This window comes from Planomonospora alba (assembly GCF_039534085.1).
Taxonomy (GTDB): domain Bacteria; phylum Actinomycetota; class Actinomycetes; order Streptosporangiales; family Streptosporangiaceae; genus Planomonospora_B; species Planomonospora_B alba.
In genome coordinates this window covers 160570-180202 of record NZ_BAAAUT010000001.1, presented here as the reverse complement: position 1 = coordinate 180202, position 19633 = coordinate 160570, and the positions used below count along the sequence as shown (strand labels likewise).

Sequence of the window (19633 nt, the reverse complement as noted above, 5' to 3'; positions counted from 1 at the left end):
GAGGCGCCGCCCGGATCCTCTCATCCGCTCACGGTCCGGAGGGGACCGCCCCGGCGCGCGCGGCCCGCCCGCCGGTCCCGTCCTGCGCGGCGGGCCGGTGGACGTCGAAGCGGAGGGTGAAGTGGTCCAGCGTGTACGGCAGGTCCCGGCCGGGCTCGAACGTGCGCGGGAAGGCGAGGCGCAGGTCCCGTCCCCGCAGCAGCGCGGCCAGGACCTCCGAGGCGACGGTCAGGACCAGGTTCTGCGCCGGGCACCGGGCGGCGCCCCGGCTGAAGGGGACGATCGACCAGCGCTCGGCGGCGGTGCCGTCCAGCCAGATGTGCGGGGTGAACCGGTTGGCGCCCGGGTCGGCCTCCTCGTCGCGGTTGACGAACGAGCTGTGGATCAGGAAGGGGGTCTGCCGCGGGATCACCCCGCCCTCCCAGTGCGTGGTGCGGGTGCCGTCGCGCAGGATCGCCAGGGTGGTCGGCCAGAGGCGGACCGACTCCAGCACGCAGGCGCGCAGGAACGGCCGTTCTACGGCGGCGCCCTCCGGGTGCGTCGCGGCGGTCTCGGCGCGGGCCCGGGCGGTGTGCTCGGGGTGCGCCGCCAGCAGCGCCAGGGTGCGGAAGGTCGCGATGCCGGCCGCGTCGAAGGCGAACAGCCAGTGCGCCACCTGGCTCTCGGGCCGGGTCCTGGCGGTGACGGGGGCCTGCGGCAGCAGCCCCGCGAGGCTGCCGGGCTCGGCGCGGTCGAGGTGCGCGCGCAACCGGGACGCGAAGCGCTCGTAGGTCTCCCGCCGCCTGGGCCGCAGGTAGGACCAGTTGGCGTCGGCGCGCAGCCGGTTGAGCAGGGCGATGAGCTCCTCGTCGTCGCGGGCCGCGTCGCCCAGCGCGATCCGCCGGACGGCGCGCCACCAGGCGGGGGCGAACCTGTCCCAGGTCAGCGTCCCCTCCTCCGGCAGCGCCTCCATCTCCTGACGCACCACGGCCCCGAAGCCGTCCGCCAGGCGGTGCAGGCTCCGGTGGGTGTCCAGCACGGCCTCGTTGAACCGGCGGCGGTCCTCACGCAGCCCGCCGTGGGAGATCAGCACGCCGTCCGGCTGGAAGTGGCCGAGCGCGCTGCGCTTCTCCCGGTTGTCGGCGGCGAACGGCTCGGGGGTGTCGGCCAGCACCCGGCGCACGTCCTCCGGGGAGAGCACCAGGACCAGCCGGCGCAGCGGCGTCCTGAGCACCAGCGGACCGCCGCCGTACTTGGCCCGCATCCGCCGCAGCAGGTGCACGGCCCTGCGGTCGAGCTCCAGGGCGTCGGCCATGGCCGTCACCCGGGGCCGGCGCAGGATGACGCCCTGGGCCACGGTCGGCACCAGGACCGTCGCCGCCAGCCGCAGGGTGTCGGTCACCGACGCGTACGCGATCCGTCCCATGTGTCCCCCTGTCGTCCGCCGTGGTCCGAGGTCCGGGATCCTGTACCCGGGAGTTCCGCGGCCACACGGCGGACGCGGTGACGGCAGCGGAGAGGGGTACGGCGATGCGCAGGATCAGGGGTGACGGGGTCTCTCTGGCCGTCCACGAGCGGGGCGACCCGGCGGGGCCGACCGTCGTGCTGGTGCACGGCTACCCGGACGACCACCGGGTCTGGGACCCGGTCGCGGAGCGGCTGGCCGGGCGCCACCACGTGGTGGCCTACGACGTGCGGGGGGCGGGGGCCTCGGAGCGGCCGCGAGGGCGGGAGGCGTACGCGCTGACGCGCCTGACGGCCGACCTGCGGGCCGTGCTCGACGCGGTCGCGCCCGCCGGGCCGGTGCACCTGGCCGGGCACGACTGGGGGTCCATCCAGGGCTGGGAGGCGGTGTGCACGCTGCCCGGGCGCTTCGCCTCCTTCACCTCGGTCTCCGGGCCCTGCCTGGACCACGTGGGCCACTGGATGCGCGGCGCGGACCGCCGGCGCGCGGCGCGGCAGACGCTGGCCTCGTGGTACATCGGGTTCTTCCGGCTGCCGGTGCTGCCGGAGCTGGCCTGGCGGTCCGGGCTGGCGGGCCGGCTGCTCCACCGGGCCGAGCGGCACCGCCCCTCGGGCGTGCGCGACGCGGTGGCGGGCCTGGAGCTCTACCGGGCGAACATCCGCGCGCGGCTGCGCCGCCCGCTGGAGCGGCGCACGCCGGTGCCGGTGCAGATCGTGGTGGCGACCGAGGACGCCTACGTGACGCCGCCGGTCGCCGAGGCGGCCCTGGCGTGGGTCCCGGACGCCCGGGTCCACCGGGTGCGGGCCCGGCACTGGCTCCCGCTGACCCATCCGGACGTGCTCGCTGGGCTCATCGCCGAGCACGTGGCGCGGACCGGGCGGGACCCGGACGCGGCCGCCGGGAGGGGCGGCGGACGGCCATGAGGCGGGCGGCGGGCGGCGGGCGGCGGGCGGCGGGGTGATGGTAGGCGACGGAATCCCGCAGGGCGGGTGATCCATCAAAACCGGCATAGATCCGCCGATCACCCTCCTTGTCCCCCTTTACCCGAATAGAGTCCAGCCTTGTCGAACGGTTGCCCCTCCCCGGGGCGGGCGAAGGTGACGGGCGGGCGTGGACCGGATAGGCGAGAAACTGCTGGACGTCGCGGTGGGGCAGCTCGGCTACCGGGAGCGCCCCGGCCAGCACACCAAGTTCGGCCACTGGTACGCGGCCTCCGTCGTGCGGGACCCCCAGTACCGCACGGCGCCCTGGTGCGACATGTTCATCGCGTGGGCCGCCGAGCGGGCCGGGGTCGAGGAGTACGTCGGCCGGTTCGCCTGGACGCCCTCCCACGCCCGCTGGTTCGAGACCAACGGCGCCTGGTCCGCCGAGCCGGAGCCCGGTGCCCTGGTCTTCTTCGACTGGAGGGGCGGGGACGACATCAAGGGGATCGACCACGTCGGCATCGTCGAGCGCGTCGAAGGTGGAACGATCCACACGATCGAGGCCAACGTCGACCGGGTCTGGCTCAGGCGCAAGGTGCGCGACCGGGACGAGAAGATCGTCGGGTACGGGCTTCCGGGCAAGGTCGCGGAGAACCTCTCCCGGGTCTCCGTGCCGGTCGAGGAGGCGCCGGCCGGCCGGCCGGTCGAGGTGCGCCCCTCACCCGCCTCCGGCGCCCTGGCGCTGACCCTGTCCGACGACGCCGGCGGGTCCTCCGCGCCGCTGGAGCCCGCCCCGCTGGCGGTGCTGGCCGTCCTCGCGCTCGGCTGGGCCGTGGCCGCCGCCCGGTGGCGGCCCCGGCCCGCGACCGGTGGACGGCACCGCCGGCGCGGCGGACGGCGCCGTCCGGGCGCCCGGGGACGGACACGGCGGAACCCGGAGTTGATGATTAGGTAAGGCAAAGCTAAGTTGGTCATGAGTCACTCCGAGAGCGAAGGCGGCGGCATGACCGTGACCACCACGCAGACCCTGGACCGCACCGCGCAGGTCCTCCCCTACCGGTTCTTCCAGGTGCGGGTGGCGCGCGTGCACCGGCTCAGCCCCAGCTTCACGCGGATCACCTTCACCGGCGACGAGCTGTCCGACTTCGCCGACTGCGGCCACGACCAGCGCCTCAAGGTCCTCCTCCCGCTGCCGGACGGCACCTTCACCCCGCTCGGCGACGACGCCGCCTGGTACCAGCGCTGGCGGGAGCTGCCCGAGGAGCTGCGCAACCCGATCCGCACCTACACCGTGCGCGCCGTACGGCCGGCCGCCCGCGAGGTGGACGTCGACTTCGTCCTGCACGGCGAGACCAGCCCCGCCTCCCGGTGGGCCACCCACGCCGCCCCCGGCGACCCGCTCCTGCTGCTCGGCCCCAACGCGGCCTTCGGCGGCCCGGTCGGCGGCAAGGAGTGGGCGCCCCCGGCCGGGGCGTCCCGGCTGCTGCTCGCCGGTGACGAGACCGCGGTCCCGGCGATCAGCGTGATCGCCGAGAGCCTCTCCGGTCAGGTGCGGGCCACGGTCCTGCTGGAGGTGCCGCACGCCGCCGACGCGCTGCCCCTGGACGTCCCGGCCGGCGTGCGCGTCACCTGGCTGCCCCGCGAGGGCGCCCGCCACGGCGACCTGCTGGTCCCGGCCGTGCACGAGGCCGCCCGCGAACTGGCCGCTCCGGCGTCCGCTCCCGGAGCCGTGCTGGAGGACGTGGACGTGGACGCGGAGATCCTCTGGGAGGTCCCGGAGGCGCCGAGCGGGGAGTGCGGCTTCTACGCCTGGCTGGCCGGCGAGGCCGCCGTGGTCAAGACGCTCCGCCGCCACCTCGTGCAGGAGGCCGGGGTCGACCGCTCCTGCGTGGCGTTCATGGGCTACTGGAGGCAGGGCCGCACGGAGTGCTGAGGCCGGCGGCGCCCCGCACGGCGGCGTCGCCGTTCCCGCCCCCGCGGGGGTGGCGCCCGCGGGCCGCCGCGAGGGCCTCCCGCCCGGCCGGGTCCGCCGGCGCCCCCAGGGACATCCGGCGGTCTCAGACGTTGCCCATCACCCGGGTGACGCGGATCTCGACCACGACGCGGCGCGGGTTCTCCCGGGGCGGCTTGTAGCGCTCGGCGTAGCGGCGCTCGGCCTCCGCGACCGACTCGGGGTCCCGCCGGACGACGGCGCGCCCCTCGATGGTGGACCAGCGCCGCCCGTCCACCTGGCAGACCGCCACGGGCGCGCCCCCGGTCCCGGCCGCCTCGGCCTCCGCCGCCTCCGGGAGGTTGCGGACCTTGTGCGAGGTGCCCGAGGTGATCACCCGTGCGATCCCCCGGTCCGGGTCCAGCGTCACCCCCACCGGGACGACGTGCGGGGTGCCGTCGTCCCGCAGGGTGGTCAGCGTGCACAGGTGGCGCTCCCGCCAGAAGGCGTGGAACCCCTCTCCGAGATCCCTCAACACCCGGCCCCTCCGCTCGTGTGGTCCAGGGCGACATGGTAGGGCGGGCGCAGCAGGCCGGACACGGCAGGGCGGCACGCGCGGGCGGCGCCCCTTCCGCCCGGGCGGGGCGGAAGGGGCCGGCCGGCCCGGGCGGACCGGCGGGCGGGTCGGCTCCCGGGCTGTGGACGGGTCAGCTCCCCGGGCTGTAGATCACGTGCTCGGGGGCGACCCGGACCGTGACGCGCTGCTCGCCCGGCTGGCGGTAGGGGTAGCCGTCCACGTTCAGGTACTTCTTCGCCAGGTGGTCGATGACCGCGTCGGCGCCGTCGAGTTCCAGCCGGGCGGTGCCGGAGACGCTCACCAGGTGGAAGGGGTCCTTCGGGTCCAGGACGCTCACCGACACCCGGGGGTCGGTGCGCAGGTGGCGCTCCTTGGCCCGGCCGACGGCGGTGTTGAAGACGACCTCGTCGCCGTCGACGTCCACCCAGACCACCGTGCTGTGCGGGGAGCCGTCGGGCCGCAGGGTGGTCACCCAGCCGTGCACCGGCTGCCGGAGCAGTTCCTTGGCGTCGTCGTTCAGCTTTCCCACGGGAACCTCCACGATCTGGTCGGCGTGTCCGGAATCGATCGAACAGCTCCCCGCCGTGATCCGTTCCGCTCCGCCACGCGCTCCCGCGGACCGCATTCCCCTTTCCCGACCCGCCGTTTACGGGTGCCGTCCCCGATAGGCGCCGCCCGCGCGGGTAGAGGAGCGCCCATGACCGAACTCCGCCAGAGCGACCCCGCCGAGCCGGGCATCCGGCGCAGGCGCCGCGGCCGCGGCTTCAGCTACCACCACCCCGACGGCCGGCCGGTGCGCGACCGGCGCGTCCTCGCGCGGATCAGGGCGCTGGCCCTCCCCCCGGCCTGGACCGACGTGTGGATCTGCCGCTCGGCCGACGGGCACATCCAGGCGGTCGGCACCGACTCGGCCGGGCGCCGCCAGTACCGCTACCACGACGTCTGGCGCGCCGAGCAGGACCGGATCAAGTTCGACCGGGTGCTGGAGATGGCCGACCGGCTCCCGAAGTTCCGCGACCGGGTCGCCGAGCACCTGGCGCAGCGGGGGCTGACGCGCGATCGGGTGCTCGCCGCGGCGGCCCGGATGCTCGACATCGGCTTCTTCCGGGTGGGCGGCGAGTCCTACGAGTCGTTCGGCCTGGCGACGCTCCGGATGGAGCACGTCACCTGCAGCGCGGGCCGGGTCACCTGCTCCTATCCGGCCAAGGGCGGCAAGCACCGCGAGCTGGAGATCGTCGACGCGGACGTGTGCAAGGTCGTCACCGCCCTGCACCGCGCCGGCGAGGAGGGGGAGCTGCTGCGCTACCGGGACGGCTCGCGCTGGGTGGACGTGCGCAGCGACGACATCAACGCCTACCTGCGTGAGGTGTTCGAGTGCGAGGTGTCGGCCAAGGACTTCCGGACCTGGCACGCGACCGTGCTGGCCGCGGTCGGGCTGGCGGTCTCCTCGCGGGCCCGGTCGAGGAACGGCAGGCGCCGGGCGATCAGCAGGGTGATGAGCGAGGTGGCCGGTTACCTGGGCAACACGCCCGCCGTCGCGCGCGCCTCCTATGTCGACCCGCGCGTGGTGGAGGCGTACGAGAAGGGGCGCACCGTCGCCCGGGCGATCACCGAGCTCGGCGCCGAGGCCGACTTCGGGCAGCTGGCCACGCACGGCGGGGTGGAGCGGGCCGTCGTCTCCCTGCTCCGGCGATCGTGAATCGTACGACGCCGATTTTGCCGACCTTTTCTCTCACGAACCCGTATGAATCCGACAGGCCCGGGCATCCGAGTGAGCAGTTGAGCCGATATGGATCGGATTTGTCCCACCTTCATTGGATTTGATGTGAATTATCGAAATGAGATCGCATTCATTGCGCACTGGTCCCGTCTGGCGGCCTGCCTGAGCGAGGATCCCGAGCTCTTCTTCCCCATCTCGCCCCACGGGCCGGGGCAGATGCAGCACGAGCTGGCCAAGGCCGTGTGCCGCCGCTGCCCGGTGCGCAGGCAGTGCCTCGACTACGCCCTGAGCACGCACCAGATGCACGGGGTCTGGGGCGGCACCAGTCCTGACGAGCGCGCCGCCGTGCTGGCGACCGCCAGGCAGGGCGCGGACGCGAGCATGTGACCCGCCCCGCACCGCCACCGACCGCCGTCCCCGCCGCACGCCGTACGCGGCCCTCGCACGCCGCCCGCGCCACCGTCCGGGCCGTCCGCTCCGTCAGCCCGCGCCGCCGCCCTCGGCCGCCCGCGCCGCCGGTCCGGGCGACACGGTACGGGCGTCGCCTGATTGCGGGCCGTTCCGCCGGGTAGCCGCCCGCGCGAGAACACGGACGATCCTCGACAGACCATGCTGAGAGGTGGAGACCATGAGACGAGCGGTCGGAATCGCGGCCACGGCCGCGGTCGCGGTGGCGCTCGGGGCCGGAGCGGGGATGGCCCGCCGGCTCGCCGCGCACCGTCCCCCGCACGCGGGCCGGGACCCGCGGGAGGAGAACAGGTGGCTGCAGGTCACGATCAACCGCTCCCCCGAGGAGGTCATGCCGGAGGGACGGCTGCCCGGGCCCCTGCTGCGACTCGGCGACACCGTCGAGGTGCGGGCGCGCAAGGCCCCCGGTGACCGCGGCACCGAGCTCGCCGCCCGGCTGCTGGAGGAGGTCCCGCAGGGGGCGCGCGGGGTCGCGGCCCGCCTGAGCGGCGACGACCCGCGTCAGGAGGTCCGCCGGGCCCTGCGCGAGGCCAAGTCCCTGCTGGAGACCGGGGAGGTGCTGCGCGCGGACGAACCGTCGACGAACCGGCCCACCGTGACCGGGAAGATCGTGGACCTGGCGGTCCGGCGCGCCGGAGGGGAGGGGCGGCTGTGAAGGCACTGTGCTGGCAGGGCGTCAACGAGCTGTCGGTGGAGGAGGTCCCCGACCCGCAGATCCTCAACGCCCAGGACATGATCGTGAAGGTCCGGCTCACCACGACGTGCGGCTCCGACCTGCACCTGCTCGGCGGCTACATCCCGGCCATGCGCGCCGGCGACGTGATCGGCCACGAGTTCATCGGCGAGGTCGTCGCGGTCGGCTCGGACGTGCGCAGGCACAGGATCGGCGACCGGGTGGTGGTCTGCTCGTTCATCGCCTGCGGCCGGTGCTGGTACTGCGAGAACGACCTGTGGTCGCTGTGCGACAACGGCAACACCAACCCGGGGATCGGCCAGGCCCTGTTCGGCTACGAGCCCGGCGGCGTCTTCGGCTACTCCCACGCCATGGGCGGGTTCAAGGGCAGCCACGCCGAGTACGTCCGGGTCCCCTTCGCCGATCACGGCGCCTTCCCCGTCCCGGACGGGGTGGACGACACCAGCGCCCTGTTCGCCTCCGACTCCGTGCCCACCGGCTGGATGGGCGCCCACCTCGGCGGGGTGCGGCCCGGTGACGTGGTGGCCGTGTGGGGGGCCGGCGCGGTCGGCCAGATGGCGGCGCGCGCGGCGATGCTCCTCGGCGCCGAACGGGTCGTCGTGATCGACCGCCTGCCCGAGCGGCTGTCGATGACCGAGCGGCACATCGGCGCCGAGACGATCGACTACACCGCCACCGACGTCGGGGCCGAGCTGCGGGAGCTGACCGGCGGCCGGGGGCCCGACGTCTGCATCGAGGCCGTCGGCATGGAGGCGCACGACACCGGCGTGCAGGGCGCCTACGACCAGGTCAAGCAGCAGCTCCGGCTCCAGATGGACCGCCCGGCCGCGGTCCGCGAGGCGATCTACGCCTGCCGCAAGGGCGGGTCGGTCTTCGTCCTGGGCGTCTTCGGCGGGACGGTCGACAAGTTCCCGCTCGGCGCGATGATGAACAAGGGGCTGACCGTCCGGGGCGCCCAGCAGCACGGGCAGCGCTACATCCCGATGCTGCTGGACCGGATGGCCCGGGGCGAGCTGAAGACCTCCCACCTGGCCACGCACGTGATGTCCCTCGACGAGGCGCCGACGGGGTACGACCTGTTCAAGAACAAGAAGGACGGCTGCGTCCGGGCGGTGTTCCGGCCGGGGGCCTGACACGTTCGGGTCACGGGTTTTGCCGCCCGTGACCCAAACGTTCATCCGCGGTCGATGACGAGCCCTGCTCATACCGGGCATACTCTGCACGTGCAGCGCCACTACCCGTTTCTCGACCATCCCGGGCCGCTCGCCTTCGCCCACCGGGGCGGAGCCGCCGAGGGCCGGGAGAACACCCACGCCGCCTTCGCCCGCGCGGTGGACCTCGGCTACACCTACCTGGAGACCGACGCCCACGCCACCGTCGACGGGGTGCTGCTGGCCTTCCACGACCACACCCTGGACCGGGTGACGGACCGGCGCGGCCGGATCGCCGCCCTGCCGTACCGGGTGGTGCGCGAGGCGCGGATCGGCGGCGTGGACGAGATCCCGCTCATCGAGGACCTGCTGGGGTCCTGGCCGGAGGCGCGCTTCAACATCGACGTCAAGGAGGCGACGGCCATCGCGCCGCTCGCCGAGGCGGTCCGGCGGACCGACTCCTACGACCGGATCTGCCTGACCTCCTTCTCCGAGGAGCGGCTGGCCCGCGCCCGCGCCGCGATCGGCCGCGACGTGTGCTTCTCCCTCGGTCCGCGCGGCGTGGCCACGCTGCGCGCCGCGGCCAGCACCGCCGCCTACGGCCGCCTGCTGGCCCGCCTGGCCCGGGCGGGGGTGCCGTGCGCGCAGGTGCCGGTGGGCTTCCGCGGGCTGCGGGTCGTCACCCCCTCCCTGGTCCGTACGGCGCACGCCCTGGGCATGCAGCTGCACGTGTGGACCGTCAACAACCCCGGGGAGATGGAGCGCCTGCTCGACCTGGGCGTGGACGGGGTCATGACCGACAACATCTCCGGGCTGCGCGGAGTCCTGGAGGCGCGCGGCCAGTGGCACCCCGGCCGGCTGGCCGCCTGACCCCGCTCCGCGTCCCCCCTCCCCCGTCCCCCCACCGAACCGAGGACGCCCATGGCCACCGAACCGGCCCTCGAAGAGACCCCGCAGGCCCGCCGCCGCGAGCAGCGGGGCTGGTACTGGTACGACTGGGCCAACTCGGCCTTCCCCACCACGGTCCTGACCGTCTTCCTGGGGCCGTACCTCACGACGATCGCCGAGACCGCCGCCGCCGGGGCGCCGTACGTCCCCGTGCTCTGGTTCGACGTACGGCCCAGCGCCTACTACTCGTTCGTGGTGGGCGTCGCCGCCGTGCTGCAGATCGTCCTGATGCCCGTGGTGGGCGCCCTGGCCGACCACACCGGCCGCAAGAAGCAGATCATGGGGGCCTCCGCCTACCTCGGCGCGGGCGCGACGGTCTGCTTCTGGTTCCTGGCCGACGGGCGCTACCTGCTGGGCGGCGTGCTGTACATCCTCGCCAGCGTCGGCTTCGCCGCGGCGTTCGTCGTCTACAACTCGTTCCTGCCGGAGATCGCCACGGCCGACGAGCGCGACACGGTCTCCGCCCGGGGCTGGGGCTTCGGCTACCTCGGCGGCGGCCTGCTGCTCGCGGTCCACCTGGGGCTCTTCCTCGGCCACGAGGGCTTCGGCGTCTCCGAGGGCGACGCGGTCCGCATCGCGCTGGCCTCGGCGGGCCTGTGGTGGGGCGGGTTCACGGTCATCCCGCTGCTGCGGCTGCGCAACCGGCGCGCGCCGGCCCGCGGCGCCGAGAACGCCGGGCAGGCCGTGGCCGGCAGCTTCCGGCAGCTCGGCCGCACGATCAGGGACCTGCGCCGCTACCCGCTGACGCTGGCCTTCCTGGTCACCTACCTGATCTACAACGACGGCGTGCAGACGGTCATCTCCTTCTCGGCCACCTACGCCGACCAGGAGCTCGGGCTGAGTCAGACCGTCCGGATCGGGGCGATCCTGATGGTGCAGTTCGTGGCCTTCGGCGGCGCGCTGCTGCTGGGCAGGCTCGCCGTCTCCTACGGCGCCAAGCGGGTCGTGATGTACGCACTGGTGGCCTGGACCGCCGTCGTCGCCGTGGCGTACTTCCTGCCCAAGGGGTCGGCCCCGGCCTTCTTCGCGCTGGGCTTCGCCATCGCGATCGTGATGGGCGGCACCCAGGCCCTGTCGCGCTCGCTGTTCTCCCACGTGATCCCCCGGGGCAGGGAGGCGGAGTACTACAGCCTGTACGAGATCAGCGACAAGGGCTCGACGTTCCTCGGCTCCTTCACCCTCGGCCTGGCGCTCCAGCTCACCGACAGCTACCGGCTGGGGATCCTGTCGCTGCTGGTCTTCTTCGTGGCCGGCCTGGCCGGCCTGGCCGCGATCAACCTGCCCAGGGCCATCCGGGCGGCGGGCAACCCGGTCCCGGAACGCCTCTGAGCGGCCATCGGGCGGTGCCCGGCCCCCGCCCCGGACCCGCCGGTGATCGCCCGGGCCGCCCGCGGCCCGGGCACCGGCGCGCGGCGGTCTCCCGGCCCTCGCGGGGAATCCGCGGCGGGCGGCGGCGAAAAGCGCGGTTGGATCACGCCGTGTGTGGGAATCCACACACGGTATCAAGCGTTGTACGCCGTGGGAGATCAACCCCTCACGACGGGGCCCTCAGGAGGCATTGAAACATGGGCGAGCGTGCGCTGCGCGGTACCCGACTCGGGGCGACCAGCTACGAGAACGACCGCAACACCGATCTGGCCCCGCGTCAGGAGGTGTCCTACACCTGCCCGAAGGGCCATCGGTTCGACGTCCCGCTGGCGGCCGAGGCCGAGATCCCGGCCATGTGGGAGTGCCGCATGTGCGGCCTGAACGCCATCCGGGTGGACGGTGAGCTGCCGGAGGCCAAGAAGTCCAAGCCCCCGCGGACGCATTGGGACATGCTGCTGGAGCGGCGCTCCATCGAGGACCTGGAGGAGGTCCTCAACGAGCGGCTGGCGATCCTGCGCGCGCAGCGCCGCAAGAGCGCCTGACCTCCGGCGGAGGCCATCCGACCCGGCGGATCCGGCACTTGACGGGACCCCGGCGCCTTCGGGCGCCGGGGTCCCGTGCCGTTTCCGGCCCGCCACCGCCCGGCCCTGGCGCCACCCGGCCCTGCGCCGTCGACCCCGCCACCGCCCGGTCCTGTACCGTCGAGCCCGCCACCGGCGGCCCGACGCCGGTCGTGCCCGCCGCTCCGTCCGGCGGGCACGGCCCCCGCGTCCCTCGCGGCCTGCCGGCTTCACGGCGGTCCCTGTCATCCTCTGATCACACGCAGTACCCCATAACACTGCGATAGGGACCATTTGCCACATTCACGGCAAACTCCTCGGCCAATATCGTGACGGCACCTCGCCTGATCACCCCCCATCGGCCGAGGAGGCCCGACAGAGATGTCAAGGATCATCCGTTACGCCCTGGCGTTCGTCCTGGGGCTCGCGTTCGTCGCGACCGTCACCCCCGCCCAGGCCGCCCCCGACCGGGGCGCGTCCGTCCAGGCGGCCACCGCCCAGGCCACCGTCCGGACCGCCGTCCGCACGCTCCGCTACGACGCGAGCAGGGCCGCCGAGTTCCGCTCGGCCGTGGACCGCGCGGCGCAGATCTGGAACGGCAGCGTGGGCAACGTCCGCCTCGTCCCCGGCACCCCCGCCGACCTCGTCGTCCTGGCCGACAACGGCTGGCCCCGCGCCCAGCCCCTCGGACTGGGCCGGGGCACCGTGTGGATGGGACGGCAGGCCACCGACCAGGGCTACGACCCGCTGCGCATCGCCACCCACGAGCTCGGCCACATCCTCGGCCTGCCCGACCGGCGCACCGGCCGGTGCACCGACCTGATGTCGGGGTCGAGCGCGGGCACCGGCTGCACCAACCCCTACCCGAGCAGCGCGGAGCGGGCCGCCGTCGACCGGAACTTCGCGGGCTTCACCGCCCCGGAGGTCGAGTTCGGTGAGATCTACGTCGACCTCCCGGCGGCCGCCACGCGGTGACCGCCGGGCCGTACGGCCCGCACAGGCGGCCCGGCGCCCCGCGCCGGGCCCCGGCTCCGCCCTCGCACCGGCGGCGAGGCGCCCAGGCGAGGCGACCGGCCGCGAGGGCGGAGACCGGCCGCAGGGCCTCCGGGCGCCGGCGGGGCCGTGGAGCGGGACGGGGCCGGGAGAGCGGGACCGGAGCGGGCGGGGCCGGCCGCGGTGCGGGACCGCTTCCGGGGGAAGGACCCCGGGATGACCTCGACACCGACACCCGCACCGGTCCGCCTCAGCGTCGCCGTGGACGCGCCGGCCCCTCCCGAGCGGGTCTTCGCCGTGCTGACCGACTGGCCCCGGCACCACGAGTGGATGGTGCTGACCCGCGCGCGTGTCACGGCCGGTGACGGCCGCGGCGCCGGGAGCGGGCTGGCCGCCTTCACCGGGATCGGCCCGCTCGGCTTCCAGGACACGATGGAGATCACCCTGTGGGACCCGCCGGCGACGGTCGCGGTGCGGCACACCGGGCGGTTGGTGCGCGGCACCGGCGCCTTCCGCGTGCTCCCCCGCGCGGGCGCGGGCAGCACGATCGTCTGGGAGGAGGAGCTGGACCTGCCGTTCGGTCCCGCCGGCCGGCTCGGCTGGGCGCTGCTCCGCCCGGCGGCCGCGGCCCTGCTCCGGCTCTCCCTGCGCCGCCTGGCGGCGCTCAGCGCCCGGTGAGGACGGCCGCCGGGCGGGGGTCGGGAACCCCGGTGGGGCGCGCCCTCCGGCGCTCCGTGAACCGCTCCTGCGCGTCGAGCACGTCGTCCAGGTGGCGCACGGCCCACGCGCCCATCGCCCGCATGGGGCCGAGCAGCGCCCGGCGTCAGCGCGTAGTCCACGACGCCGCCCCATCGGCTGGCCGGCACCTCGAACGCGACACGCGCCAGGCAGTCGGAGGTCCGGAGGCAGGAGTGCACCATGCGCATCGGCATCCTCGGCACGGGCGCGATGACCGCGGCACCGGGCGGCGCGTGGGTCCGCGCGGGCCACGACGTCCTCGCCGGCGGACGCGCCAGGGAGCCTCGGCCGGGCCGCCGCGCTGATCACCTCGACAGGCTGCACGCCCGTGCCCTGCGGCGGGCTGTCCCGCGCGTTCTGTCTGGAGGCCGCGGCGGCGTTCGCGATCGGGGTGCGGTGGTCCGGGGCGCAGCCGCGCTCCGCCTTCCCGGCACCGGAGCGGGCACCGCTGGCCTCCCCGGAGGCTCCGGCGGCGGACGGAAGCGGACTGCGGCCGCCGGCGCGGGTCAGCCGGCGGGGAGGTCGCGCCCGGAGTCGCGGGCGGCCGGGCCCGCCGGCTCGTCGCGGACGACCTCGCCGTGGATGACGGGACCGCGGCCGCCGGTACGGCCGCGCGCCGCCGCCTCGAAGGGGTCGAACGGGGAGCCCGCCCCCATCGGGCCGAACGCCGCGCCGAGACCGGGGTCGGCGGCGGCCCGAGCGGCGAGGGCGCGGAGGCGGCGGGCGAAGAACCAGGCGCCGAGCCTGCGCATCAGCGGCCGGGTGACGGGCAGCACGAGCAGGAATCCGGCGATGTCGCTGATGAAGCCCGGGGTGAGCAGCAGGGTGCCGCCCGCGACGATCATGGCGCCGTCGGCGAGCTCGCGGTCGGGCATCCTGCCGCCCTGCAGCGCGGCCTGCAGGTCCCGCCAGGCCCTGCGGCCCTCGCGGCGGACGAGCCAGGAGCCGAGGAGGCCGCCGGCGATCAGCAGGGCGACCGTGAGCGGGCCGCCGATGACCTCGCCGACCTGGATCAGGACCCAGATCTCCAGAACCGGGACGACCAGGAAGGCCAGGAAGAGTAGAAGGCGCATCGTTTCCTCACTCGCACGGACGCCGTACGACAGTGACAACGTCCGCGGGGCCCTCCGCGTTCCGCGGAGGGGCGGAAGCGCCGCGAGGAGTCAGGCGGGGTGCGAGCCGAGGCGGCGCATCACCGCGGCGATGAGGGCCTCGACCAGCCGCATGGTGAGCACTTCGAGCACGATGACGGCGGCTTTGCTGAGAAAGGATGTGAAGAAATTGTCCATGACGACCCCAAAGGGATATAAGCCGCTTGAGGCTGGGTTCTCTGAGTAGGTCCGGTGAAGCTCTCTGCTCTCATCCCTCCTGACGGGCCGGGGACGGGGAGTCCTGGCGGCGGTGAGCCGGAGACCGCGGGTCCTCCCGGAGCGCCGGGAGCGGGGAGCGCCGCAGCAGCGGCTCCGCCGCCATGCCCAGGAGCGTGGCGGCCGTGGCGCTGCCGAGGCCGATGGACCATCCCACGGGGCCCAGGGGACGGGACCCGAAAAACCGGCTGACGCCGGGGAGCGAGACGATGCAGGCCAGGGCCGCGAGCGAGGCCAGGACCGCGAGCGCGACCACCGGGTCCCGCCCGCCCTTGGCGAGGGTCTGCATCAGCTGCGCCGAGACCAGGGCGACCAGCCCGATCGTGTCCGCCCTCCCCCGGGTGCCGGTCAGCCGCCCCGCGAGCCAGGCGGCCGAGGCCGCCGCCGTCGTGGTTGCGGCGCGCAGGTAGATGTCCCGGGTCAGGGAGGCGCCGAGCGAGTTCTCCGGCCCCTCGGCGAGCAGCTTCTCCGGGCTGGCCGCGGCGGGCGGCCGGACCGCCACCGCCATGGCGGGCACCATGTCGGTCAGCAGGTTGACCAGGAGCAGCTGCCGGGCGTTCAGCGCGCTGCGCCCGGTGAGCAGGTTGGACCCGACGGTGAAGGCGATCTCGCCGATGTTGCCGCCCAGCAGGATGCCCAGGGAGTCGCGGACCGAGCTCCACATGGACCTGCCCTCGACGATCGCGTCGACGATCGTCTCGATGCGGTCGTCGGTCACCACGACGTCCGCGGCCGCCCGGGCGGCGGGCGTGGCGCGGGAGCCCAGGGCGATGCCGACGTCCGCGGCGCGGATCGCCGGGGCGTCGTTGGCGCCGTCACCGGTGACCGCCACGGTCTCCCCCGCCCCGCGCAGGCAGGAGACGATCCGCGTCTTGTGCGCCGGGGTGGCCCGCGCGAACACCGCGACCTCGGGCAGCACCTTGGCCAGGACGTCGTCGTCGATGTCATCGAGCTCGGGACCCGTCATGACCCGCCGGCCGTCCAGCACGCCGAGCTCGGCGGCGATCGCCTCGGCGGTGCTCGGGTGGTCGCCGGTGACCATGACGACCCGGACGCCGGACCTCGTCAGGCGGGCCACGCTGCGCGCGGCGGTGGGCCGTACGGGATCGGCCAGGCCGAGGAAGCCGAGGAAGCAGAGCCCGCCGATGCGGCTCTCGTCGAGATCGCCCCGCCCGGAGGCGGGCCGCTGCGCCACCGCGAGCACCCGGTACCCCTGCCGGGCGAGGGCGTCCATCTCCCGCTCCAGTCCCAGCCTGGCCTCCTCGTCCAGGGGTTCCGTCCGCTCGCCGCGGCGCACCGCCGTGCAGCGGGCGAGCACGGTCTCCGGGGCGCCCTTGACGCTCAGCAGGCGGTCCGGGCCGCTCGCGCCGAGCACGGCGTGGTAGCCCCGTCCCGGCTCGAACGGCAGCTCGGCGATCCGCCACCAGCCGTCCGCCCCCTCCCGGGCGGTCACGCCGAGCAGGCGGGCGCCCTCCACGATGGCGCGGTCCGTGGCGTGGGCCAGGCCGGCACCGGATCCGGGGCCGGCGCGCAGCGCCGCGGCGACGACCGGCCGCAGCCCGGGCGGGAGCGCCCCCGCGGGGTGCGCGCCGCGCCCGTCCGAGACGCGGCCCAGGCTGATGCGCCCCTCGGTGAGCGTCCCGGTCTTGTCGAAGCACAGCACGTTCACCCGGCCCAGGGCCTCGATGGTGGAGGGGTTGCGCACCAGCGCGGCCCGCTTGGACAGCCGCCGCGCGGCGGCCAGCTCCGCGACCGTGGCGATGAAGGGCAGCCCCTCGGGCACGGCCGCCACGGCCAGGCTCACCGCGGGCACGAGTCCCGCCGCCAGCGAGCGGCCGCGGAGCAGGTCCACGGCCAGCAGGGCGAGGCCGGAGCCGATCGACAGCGGCAGGATCCGCCGGCCCAGCGCGCGCAGCCGCAGCTCCACCCCGGTCGGCGGGCGCGGCCCGGCGGCCAGCCGGGCCCCCCGGCCCGCCTCGGTCGCCTCGCCCGTCGCGACGACCACGGCGCGCCCGCTCCCCGCGGCCACGGTCGTGCCCTGGTAGAGCATGCAGCTGCGCTCCGCGACGGCCGAGGCCATCGTGGGCGCCGCGGTCTTCAGTACCGGCTGCGACTCGCCGGTGAGCGGCGACTCGTCGAGTTCGAGGCCCACCGCCTCCAGCACGCGGCAGTCGGCCGGTACGGCGTCGCCGGCGTGCAGTTCGACCACGTCCCCCGGGACCAGCTCCGTGGCGGTGGTCTGTGTGTCCCCGCCGGGCCGGCGGAGCCGCACCCGGATCGAGGATGCCTCGGTCAGGCTGCGCAGCGCCCCCTCCGCCCGGAGCCGCTGCGCGCCGCCCACGAGCGCGCTGACGACCGTCACCCCGCCGATCAGGACCGCGTCCAGCACCGAGCCGATCAGCGCGGACATGCCCGCCCCCGCCGCCAGCACGGGGGTCAGCGGGTTGGCCAGCTCCTCGGCGGAGGCGCGGACCAGGGACCGGCGCGGCGTCCCGGCCTCCTCCGTCCCCGTCCCGGCCCGCCGCCCGGCGGCGTCCGTCTCGGCGATCCCGTCGGGCGAGGAGTCCAGCCGGGCCAGGACGTCGTCGGCCGTCATCGCGTACCAGGGGGTGCCGTCGGCGCGGACCGGGGACGGCGCGCGTCCGGCGGCGCGGCCCGACAGCTCGCCCAGGGCGAGCGCGGCCAGCGAGACGCAGTTGCTCACCAGGTGCGCCCGGGCCGGTGCCGCCGCCTCCGGCCCGGCGACCGCCACGAGCGCGCCGATGCCCGCCCCGGCGGCGCCCAGCCGCACGCTGCGCCGGCTCGCCCTCCGCGCCCGGGGCAGGCAGCTCAACAGCAGGTGGGCGCCGGCGAGGTCGCCGACCACGTCCGCCTCCCACGGCACCCGGCCGGATCCGTCCGTCACCCCGACGCCCAGGTCCGCCTGGGCCAGCGCCCTGGCCAGGCCCCGCGAGACCACGGCGACGGCGCGGCCCTCGGCCTGGAGCGCGTGGACCGCGGCGGCGAGCCGGGCGCCGCCGGAGGCGGTCCGGCCGACGCCGAACCGCGCGGCCAGGCCCCGGTCCCCGCCCGAGAGCAGCACGGTGCCGGCGGCCTTGGCCGCCGCGACGACCGCCTCGGCCAGCGGGTCCGTCTCCCGGGCCAGGGCGGCCACGGCGACCAGCTCGCCGCGCCGGGTCAGTCCCACGGCCCGCAGCCCCTGGGCGCGCCAGGCGTGCCCCTCGGCCGCCTGCGGACCGGGCAGCCGGGTCAGCGGCCCGACGGCCCACTCCCCGTCCCGCCGGTGCGCGGTGGGGTCGGCGGGGTCGATGAGGGCGTGCAGCCGCGCGTACAGCGTGTCGGCGTCCACCTCGCCCGCCCCGTCCGCGCCGCCCGTCCCGCCCGCGCCCGCGGCGCCGTCGGCGGGGCGCAGGACGCGGTCGACCGTCCAGGCGCCCGTGAGCAGGACCTCGGCGTCGAGGACGACCGTGTCGACGCGGTCGAGGCGGCGCAGGGCGTGCGGGTCGAGCACCACCGAGCCGCGCCGCGCCAGGGCGCGCCCGACCGCGCCCGCGAACGCCCGCCGGCCCAGCTTCGCCTGCTTGGGCGTGGCCGCGACCATCATGGCGTGGCCGCGGCGGGCGCTGCGGCTGAAGGACCTGGTCAGCGCGTAGGCCCCCACCGTCGCCGGGCTCGCGACGTCCGCGTACCGCTCGATCGGGCCGCCGGGCAGCGGGACGGGGCGCGGCCGGACCGGCTTGCTGATGTGGCGGTAGGCGCCCCGGGTGCGGGCCAGCTCCTGCTCCAGGCGCCGCCAGGCCGCCCGCACGGCGCGCGCCTCGGCGTAGTGGACGAGCGACCCCGCCGCGTGGACGAGCAGCGCGGAAGGGCTCAGCGCGAGCGTCTGGCCGACGACGTGCCCGGCGGTGAACAGCGTGTCGGCGGCGGAGCGGCCGATCCGGCGGTTCAGCTCCTGGCGCAGGGCCGGAGTGGAGTCCGCCAGGTGCAGCAGGGCCGGCACCACCGGGGAGAGCCTCGGCAGCCGCGCCGCCTTCCCGGCCAGCGCCAGCCCGATCCCGGCCGCGTCCGCGCAGAGCCGGAGCGCGGCGCGCGCGTGCCGCTCCGCCAGGCGGACCGGCGGGTGGTGCGGCGGGTGGTGCGGGGCCCGGTCCCCACCGCTCCCGCCGTCCGCCTCCCCGCCCGGGCCGGAGGCGGCCGCCGCGTCCGCCGCCCCGGACACCGCGCCGTCCGCCGCGCCGGGACCGCCCGCCTCCGCCTCGCCGGCCTCCGGGCCGCGCTCCCGGCCGGGCGCCGTCCCCGGCCCCGTACCGGCCGTGCCGGTCTCCGTGCCGGGCCCGGCGTCGAACTCGGCGACGACCGCCAGCAGTTCGCCGTGACCGGCCGGGTCCTCGCGTCCGGAGACGAAGACGCAGCCGAGGGCGCCGTTGACCTCCGCCCGCTCCACCCCGTCCAGCGCGCGCAGCCGCGCCTCGAGCCGACGCGCCGCCCGCTCCGTGCCCGGGCGGCCGATCGCGTGCAGGTCGATCCGGATCCCTCCGGGGCAGGGCCGCACCCTGCGGGTACGCGGCAGCGTGCCCGCGAGGCAGTCCGGCAGGACGTCCCGGAGCACGTCGGTGGAGATCACGAGCAACCGTGACAGCAACATTCACCTCTCCAGCGGGCCTGGATCGAGCGGCGGGAACGGCCGGGCGGACCGGCGGCGGGAACGGCCGGGCGGACCGGCGGCGGGAACGGCCGGGCGGACCGGGGTCC

General features: G+C 75.7%; 19 protein-coding genes. 12 read left to right on the top strand and 7 right to left on the bottom strand.

Annotated features, from left to right (window positions below):
• Positions 1 to 28: 28 nt before the first annotated feature.
• Complete coding sequence (locus tag ABD823_RS00810) at positions 29 to 1405, bottom strand: cytochrome P450 (RefSeq protein ID WP_344854727.1); 1377 nt, start codon at positions 1403 to 1405, stop codon at positions 29 to 31.
• Positions 1406 to 1509: 104 nt separating this feature from the next.
• Here ABD823_RS00810 and ABD823_RS00805 point away from each other — a divergent pair, with 104 nt between their 5' ends.
• The 3 genes from ABD823_RS00805 to ABD823_RS00795 all read left to right on the top strand — a co-directional run bounded on the left by ABD823_RS00805 (position 1510) and on the right by ABD823_RS00795 (position 4300).
• Positions 1510 to 2367: an alpha/beta fold hydrolase gene (locus tag ABD823_RS00805; RefSeq protein ID WP_344854725.1), complete on the top strand. Its 858-nt coding sequence runs from the start codon at positions 1510 to 1512 to the stop codon at positions 2365 to 2367.
• Positions 2368 to 2554: 187 nt separating this feature from the next.
• Positions 2555 to 3322 (top strand): CHAP domain-containing protein, encoded by a 768-nt coding sequence (locus ABD823_RS00800; RefSeq protein WP_344854723.1) that lies wholly within the window; start codon positions 2555 to 2557, stop codon positions 3320 to 3322.
• 48 nt (positions 3323 to 3370) lie between these two features.
• Positions 3371 to 4300, top strand: a complete 930-nt coding sequence (locus tag ABD823_RS00795; protein WP_344854721.1) for a siderophore-interacting protein — start codon at positions 3371 to 3373, stop codon at positions 4298 to 4300.
• Positions 4301 to 4424: 124 nt separating this feature from the next.
• Here the strand turns inward: ABD823_RS00795 and ABD823_RS00790 are convergent, their stop codons facing one another.
• Complete coding sequence (locus ABD823_RS00790; protein ID WP_344854719.1) at positions 4425 to 4832, bottom strand: pyridoxamine 5'-phosphate oxidase family protein; 408 nt, start codon at positions 4830 to 4832, stop codon at positions 4425 to 4427.
• A 172-nt stretch (positions 4833 to 5004) separates the two neighbouring features.
• Entirely contained in the window at positions 5005 to 5403 is a 399-nt protein-coding gene (locus tag ABD823_RS00785) for a PPOX class F420-dependent oxidoreductase (RefSeq protein WP_344854717.1), read from the bottom strand.
• 168 nt (positions 5404 to 5571) lie between these two features.
• On the opposite strand from ABD823_RS00785, the gene ABD823_RS00780 reads away from it, so the two are divergent.
• The 9 genes from ABD823_RS00780 (at position 5572) to ABD823_RS00740 (ending at position 13454) form a co-directional block, all read left to right on the top strand.
• Positions 5572 to 6573, top strand: coding sequence for a DNA topoisomerase IB (locus tag ABD823_RS00780; RefSeq protein ID WP_344854715.1), 1002 nt, complete (start codon positions 5572 to 5574; stop codon positions 6571 to 6573).
• A 126-nt stretch (positions 6574 to 6699) separates the two neighbouring features.
• The gene (locus tag ABD823_RS00775; RefSeq protein ID WP_425566546.1) at positions 6700 to 6981 is read left to right on the top strand and encodes a WhiB family transcriptional regulator; all 282 of its coding nucleotides are present in this window, start codon (positions 6700 to 6702) and stop codon (positions 6979 to 6981) included.
• 241 nt (positions 6982 to 7222) lie between these two features.
• Positions 7223 to 7717, top strand: a complete 495-nt coding sequence (locus tag ABD823_RS00770) for a hypothetical protein (RefSeq protein WP_344854713.1) — start codon at positions 7223 to 7225, stop codon at positions 7715 to 7717.
• Positions 7714 to 8889 carry a zinc-dependent alcohol dehydrogenase gene (locus tag ABD823_RS00765; RefSeq protein ID WP_344854711.1) on the top strand — a complete coding sequence of 392 codons (1176 nt, stop codon included), beginning with the start codon at positions 7714 to 7716 and terminating at the stop codon, positions 8887 to 8889. Before ABD823_RS00770 ends, ABD823_RS00765 begins: the two co-directional genes overlap by 4 nt.
• Before the next feature lie 90 nt (positions 8890 to 8979).
• The gene (locus ABD823_RS00760) at positions 8980 to 9777 is read left to right on the top strand and encodes a glycerophosphodiester phosphodiesterase family protein (protein WP_344854709.1); all 798 of its coding nucleotides are present in this window, start codon (positions 8980 to 8982) and stop codon (positions 9775 to 9777) included.
• A gap of 51 nt (positions 9778 to 9828) precedes the next feature.
• Entirely contained in the window at positions 9829 to 11184 is a 1356-nt protein-coding gene (locus ABD823_RS00755; RefSeq protein WP_344854707.1) for an MFS transporter, read from the top strand.
• A gap of 236 nt (positions 11185 to 11420) precedes the next feature.
• Positions 11421 to 11765, top strand: coding sequence for an RNA polymerase-binding protein RbpA (locus ABD823_RS00750; RefSeq protein WP_344854705.1), 345 nt, complete (start codon positions 11421 to 11423; stop codon positions 11763 to 11765).
• A 399-nt stretch (positions 11766 to 12164) separates the two neighbouring features.
• Positions 12165 to 12758 carry a snapalysin family zinc-dependent metalloprotease gene (locus tag ABD823_RS00745; protein ID WP_344854703.1) on the top strand — a complete coding sequence of 198 codons (594 nt, stop codon included), beginning with the start codon at positions 12165 to 12167 and terminating at the stop codon, positions 12756 to 12758.
• 234 nt (positions 12759 to 12992) lie between these two features.
• Positions 12993 to 13454 (top strand): SRPBCC family protein, encoded by a 462-nt coding sequence (locus ABD823_RS00740; RefSeq protein WP_344854701.1) that lies wholly within the window; start codon positions 12993 to 12995, stop codon positions 13452 to 13454.
• Here the strand turns inward: ABD823_RS00740 and ABD823_RS00735 are convergent.
• From ABD823_RS00735 to ABD823_RS00720, 4 genes are all read right to left on the bottom strand, one after another.
• Positions 13441 to 13569, bottom strand: coding sequence for a hypothetical protein (locus tag ABD823_RS00735; protein ID WP_344854699.1), 129 nt, complete (start codon positions 13567 to 13569; stop codon positions 13441 to 13443). The two genes, ABD823_RS00740 and ABD823_RS00735, sit on opposite strands and share 14 nt — an antisense overlap.
• Positions 13570 to 14020: 451 nt before the next feature.
• Entirely contained in the window at positions 14021 to 14587 is a 567-nt protein-coding gene (locus ABD823_RS00730) for an FxsA family protein (RefSeq protein ID WP_344854697.1), read from the bottom strand.
• A 90-nt stretch (positions 14588 to 14677) separates the two neighbouring features.
• Positions 14678 to 14803, bottom strand: coding sequence for a hypothetical protein (locus ABD823_RS00725; RefSeq protein WP_344854695.1), 126 nt, complete (start codon positions 14801 to 14803; stop codon positions 14678 to 14680).
• A gap of 70 nt (positions 14804 to 14873) precedes the next feature.
• Positions 14874 to 19526, bottom strand: a complete 4653-nt coding sequence (locus ABD823_RS00720; RefSeq protein WP_344854693.1) for an HAD-IC family P-type ATPase — start codon at positions 19524 to 19526, stop codon at positions 14874 to 14876.
• Positions 19527 to 19633 lie beyond the last annotated feature (107 nt).

Bases quoted from the DNA above. Each gene is read 5' to 3' on its own strand.
- ABD823_RS00745 (WP_344854703.1), top strand. From the start codon at position 12,165: ATGTCAAGGATCATCCGTTACGCCCTGGCGTTCGTCCTGGGGCTCGCG.
- ABD823_RS00810 (WP_344854727.1), bottom strand. From the start codon at position 1,405: ATGGGACGGATCGCGTACGCGTCGGTGACCGACACCCTGCGGCTGGCG.
- ABD823_RS00750 (WP_344854705.1), top strand. From the start codon at position 11,421: ATGGGCGAGCGTGCGCTGCGCGGTACCCGACTCGGGGCGACCAGCTAC.
- ABD823_RS00755 (WP_344854707.1), top strand. From the start codon at position 9,829: ATGGCCACCGAACCGGCCCTCGAAGAGACCCCGCAGGCCCGCCGCCGC.
- ABD823_RS00725 (WP_344854695.1), bottom strand. From the start codon at position 14,803: ATGGACAATTTCTTCACATCCTTTCTCAGCAAAGCCGCCGTCATCGTG.
- ABD823_RS00795 (WP_344854721.1), top strand. From the start codon at position 3,371: ATGACCGTGACCACCACGCAGACCCTGGACCGCACCGCGCAGGTCCTC.
- ABD823_RS00740 (WP_344854701.1), top strand. From the start codon at position 12,993: ATGACCTCGACACCGACACCCGCACCGGTCCGCCTCAGCGTCGCCGTG.
- ABD823_RS00735 (WP_344854699.1), bottom strand. From the start codon at position 13,569: ATGGGCGCGTGGGCCGTGCGCCACCTGGACGACGTGCTCGACGCGCAG.
- ABD823_RS00780 (WP_344854715.1), top strand. From the start codon at position 5,572: ATGACCGAACTCCGCCAGAGCGACCCCGCCGAGCCGGGCATCCGGCGC.
- ABD823_RS00770 (WP_344854713.1), top strand. From the start codon at position 7,223: ATGAGACGAGCGGTCGGAATCGCGGCCACGGCCGCGGTCGCGGTGGCG.
- ABD823_RS00730 (WP_344854697.1), bottom strand. From the start codon at position 14,587: ATGCGCCTTCTACTCTTCCTGGCCTTCCTGGTCGTCCCGGTTCTGGAG.
- ABD823_RS00805 (WP_344854725.1), top strand. From the start codon at position 1,510: ATGCGCAGGATCAGGGGTGACGGGGTCTCTCTGGCCGTCCACGAGCGG.
- ABD823_RS00720 (WP_344854693.1), bottom strand. From the start codon at position 19,526: ATGTTGCTGTCACGGTTGCTCGTGATCTCCACCGACGTGCTCCGGGAC.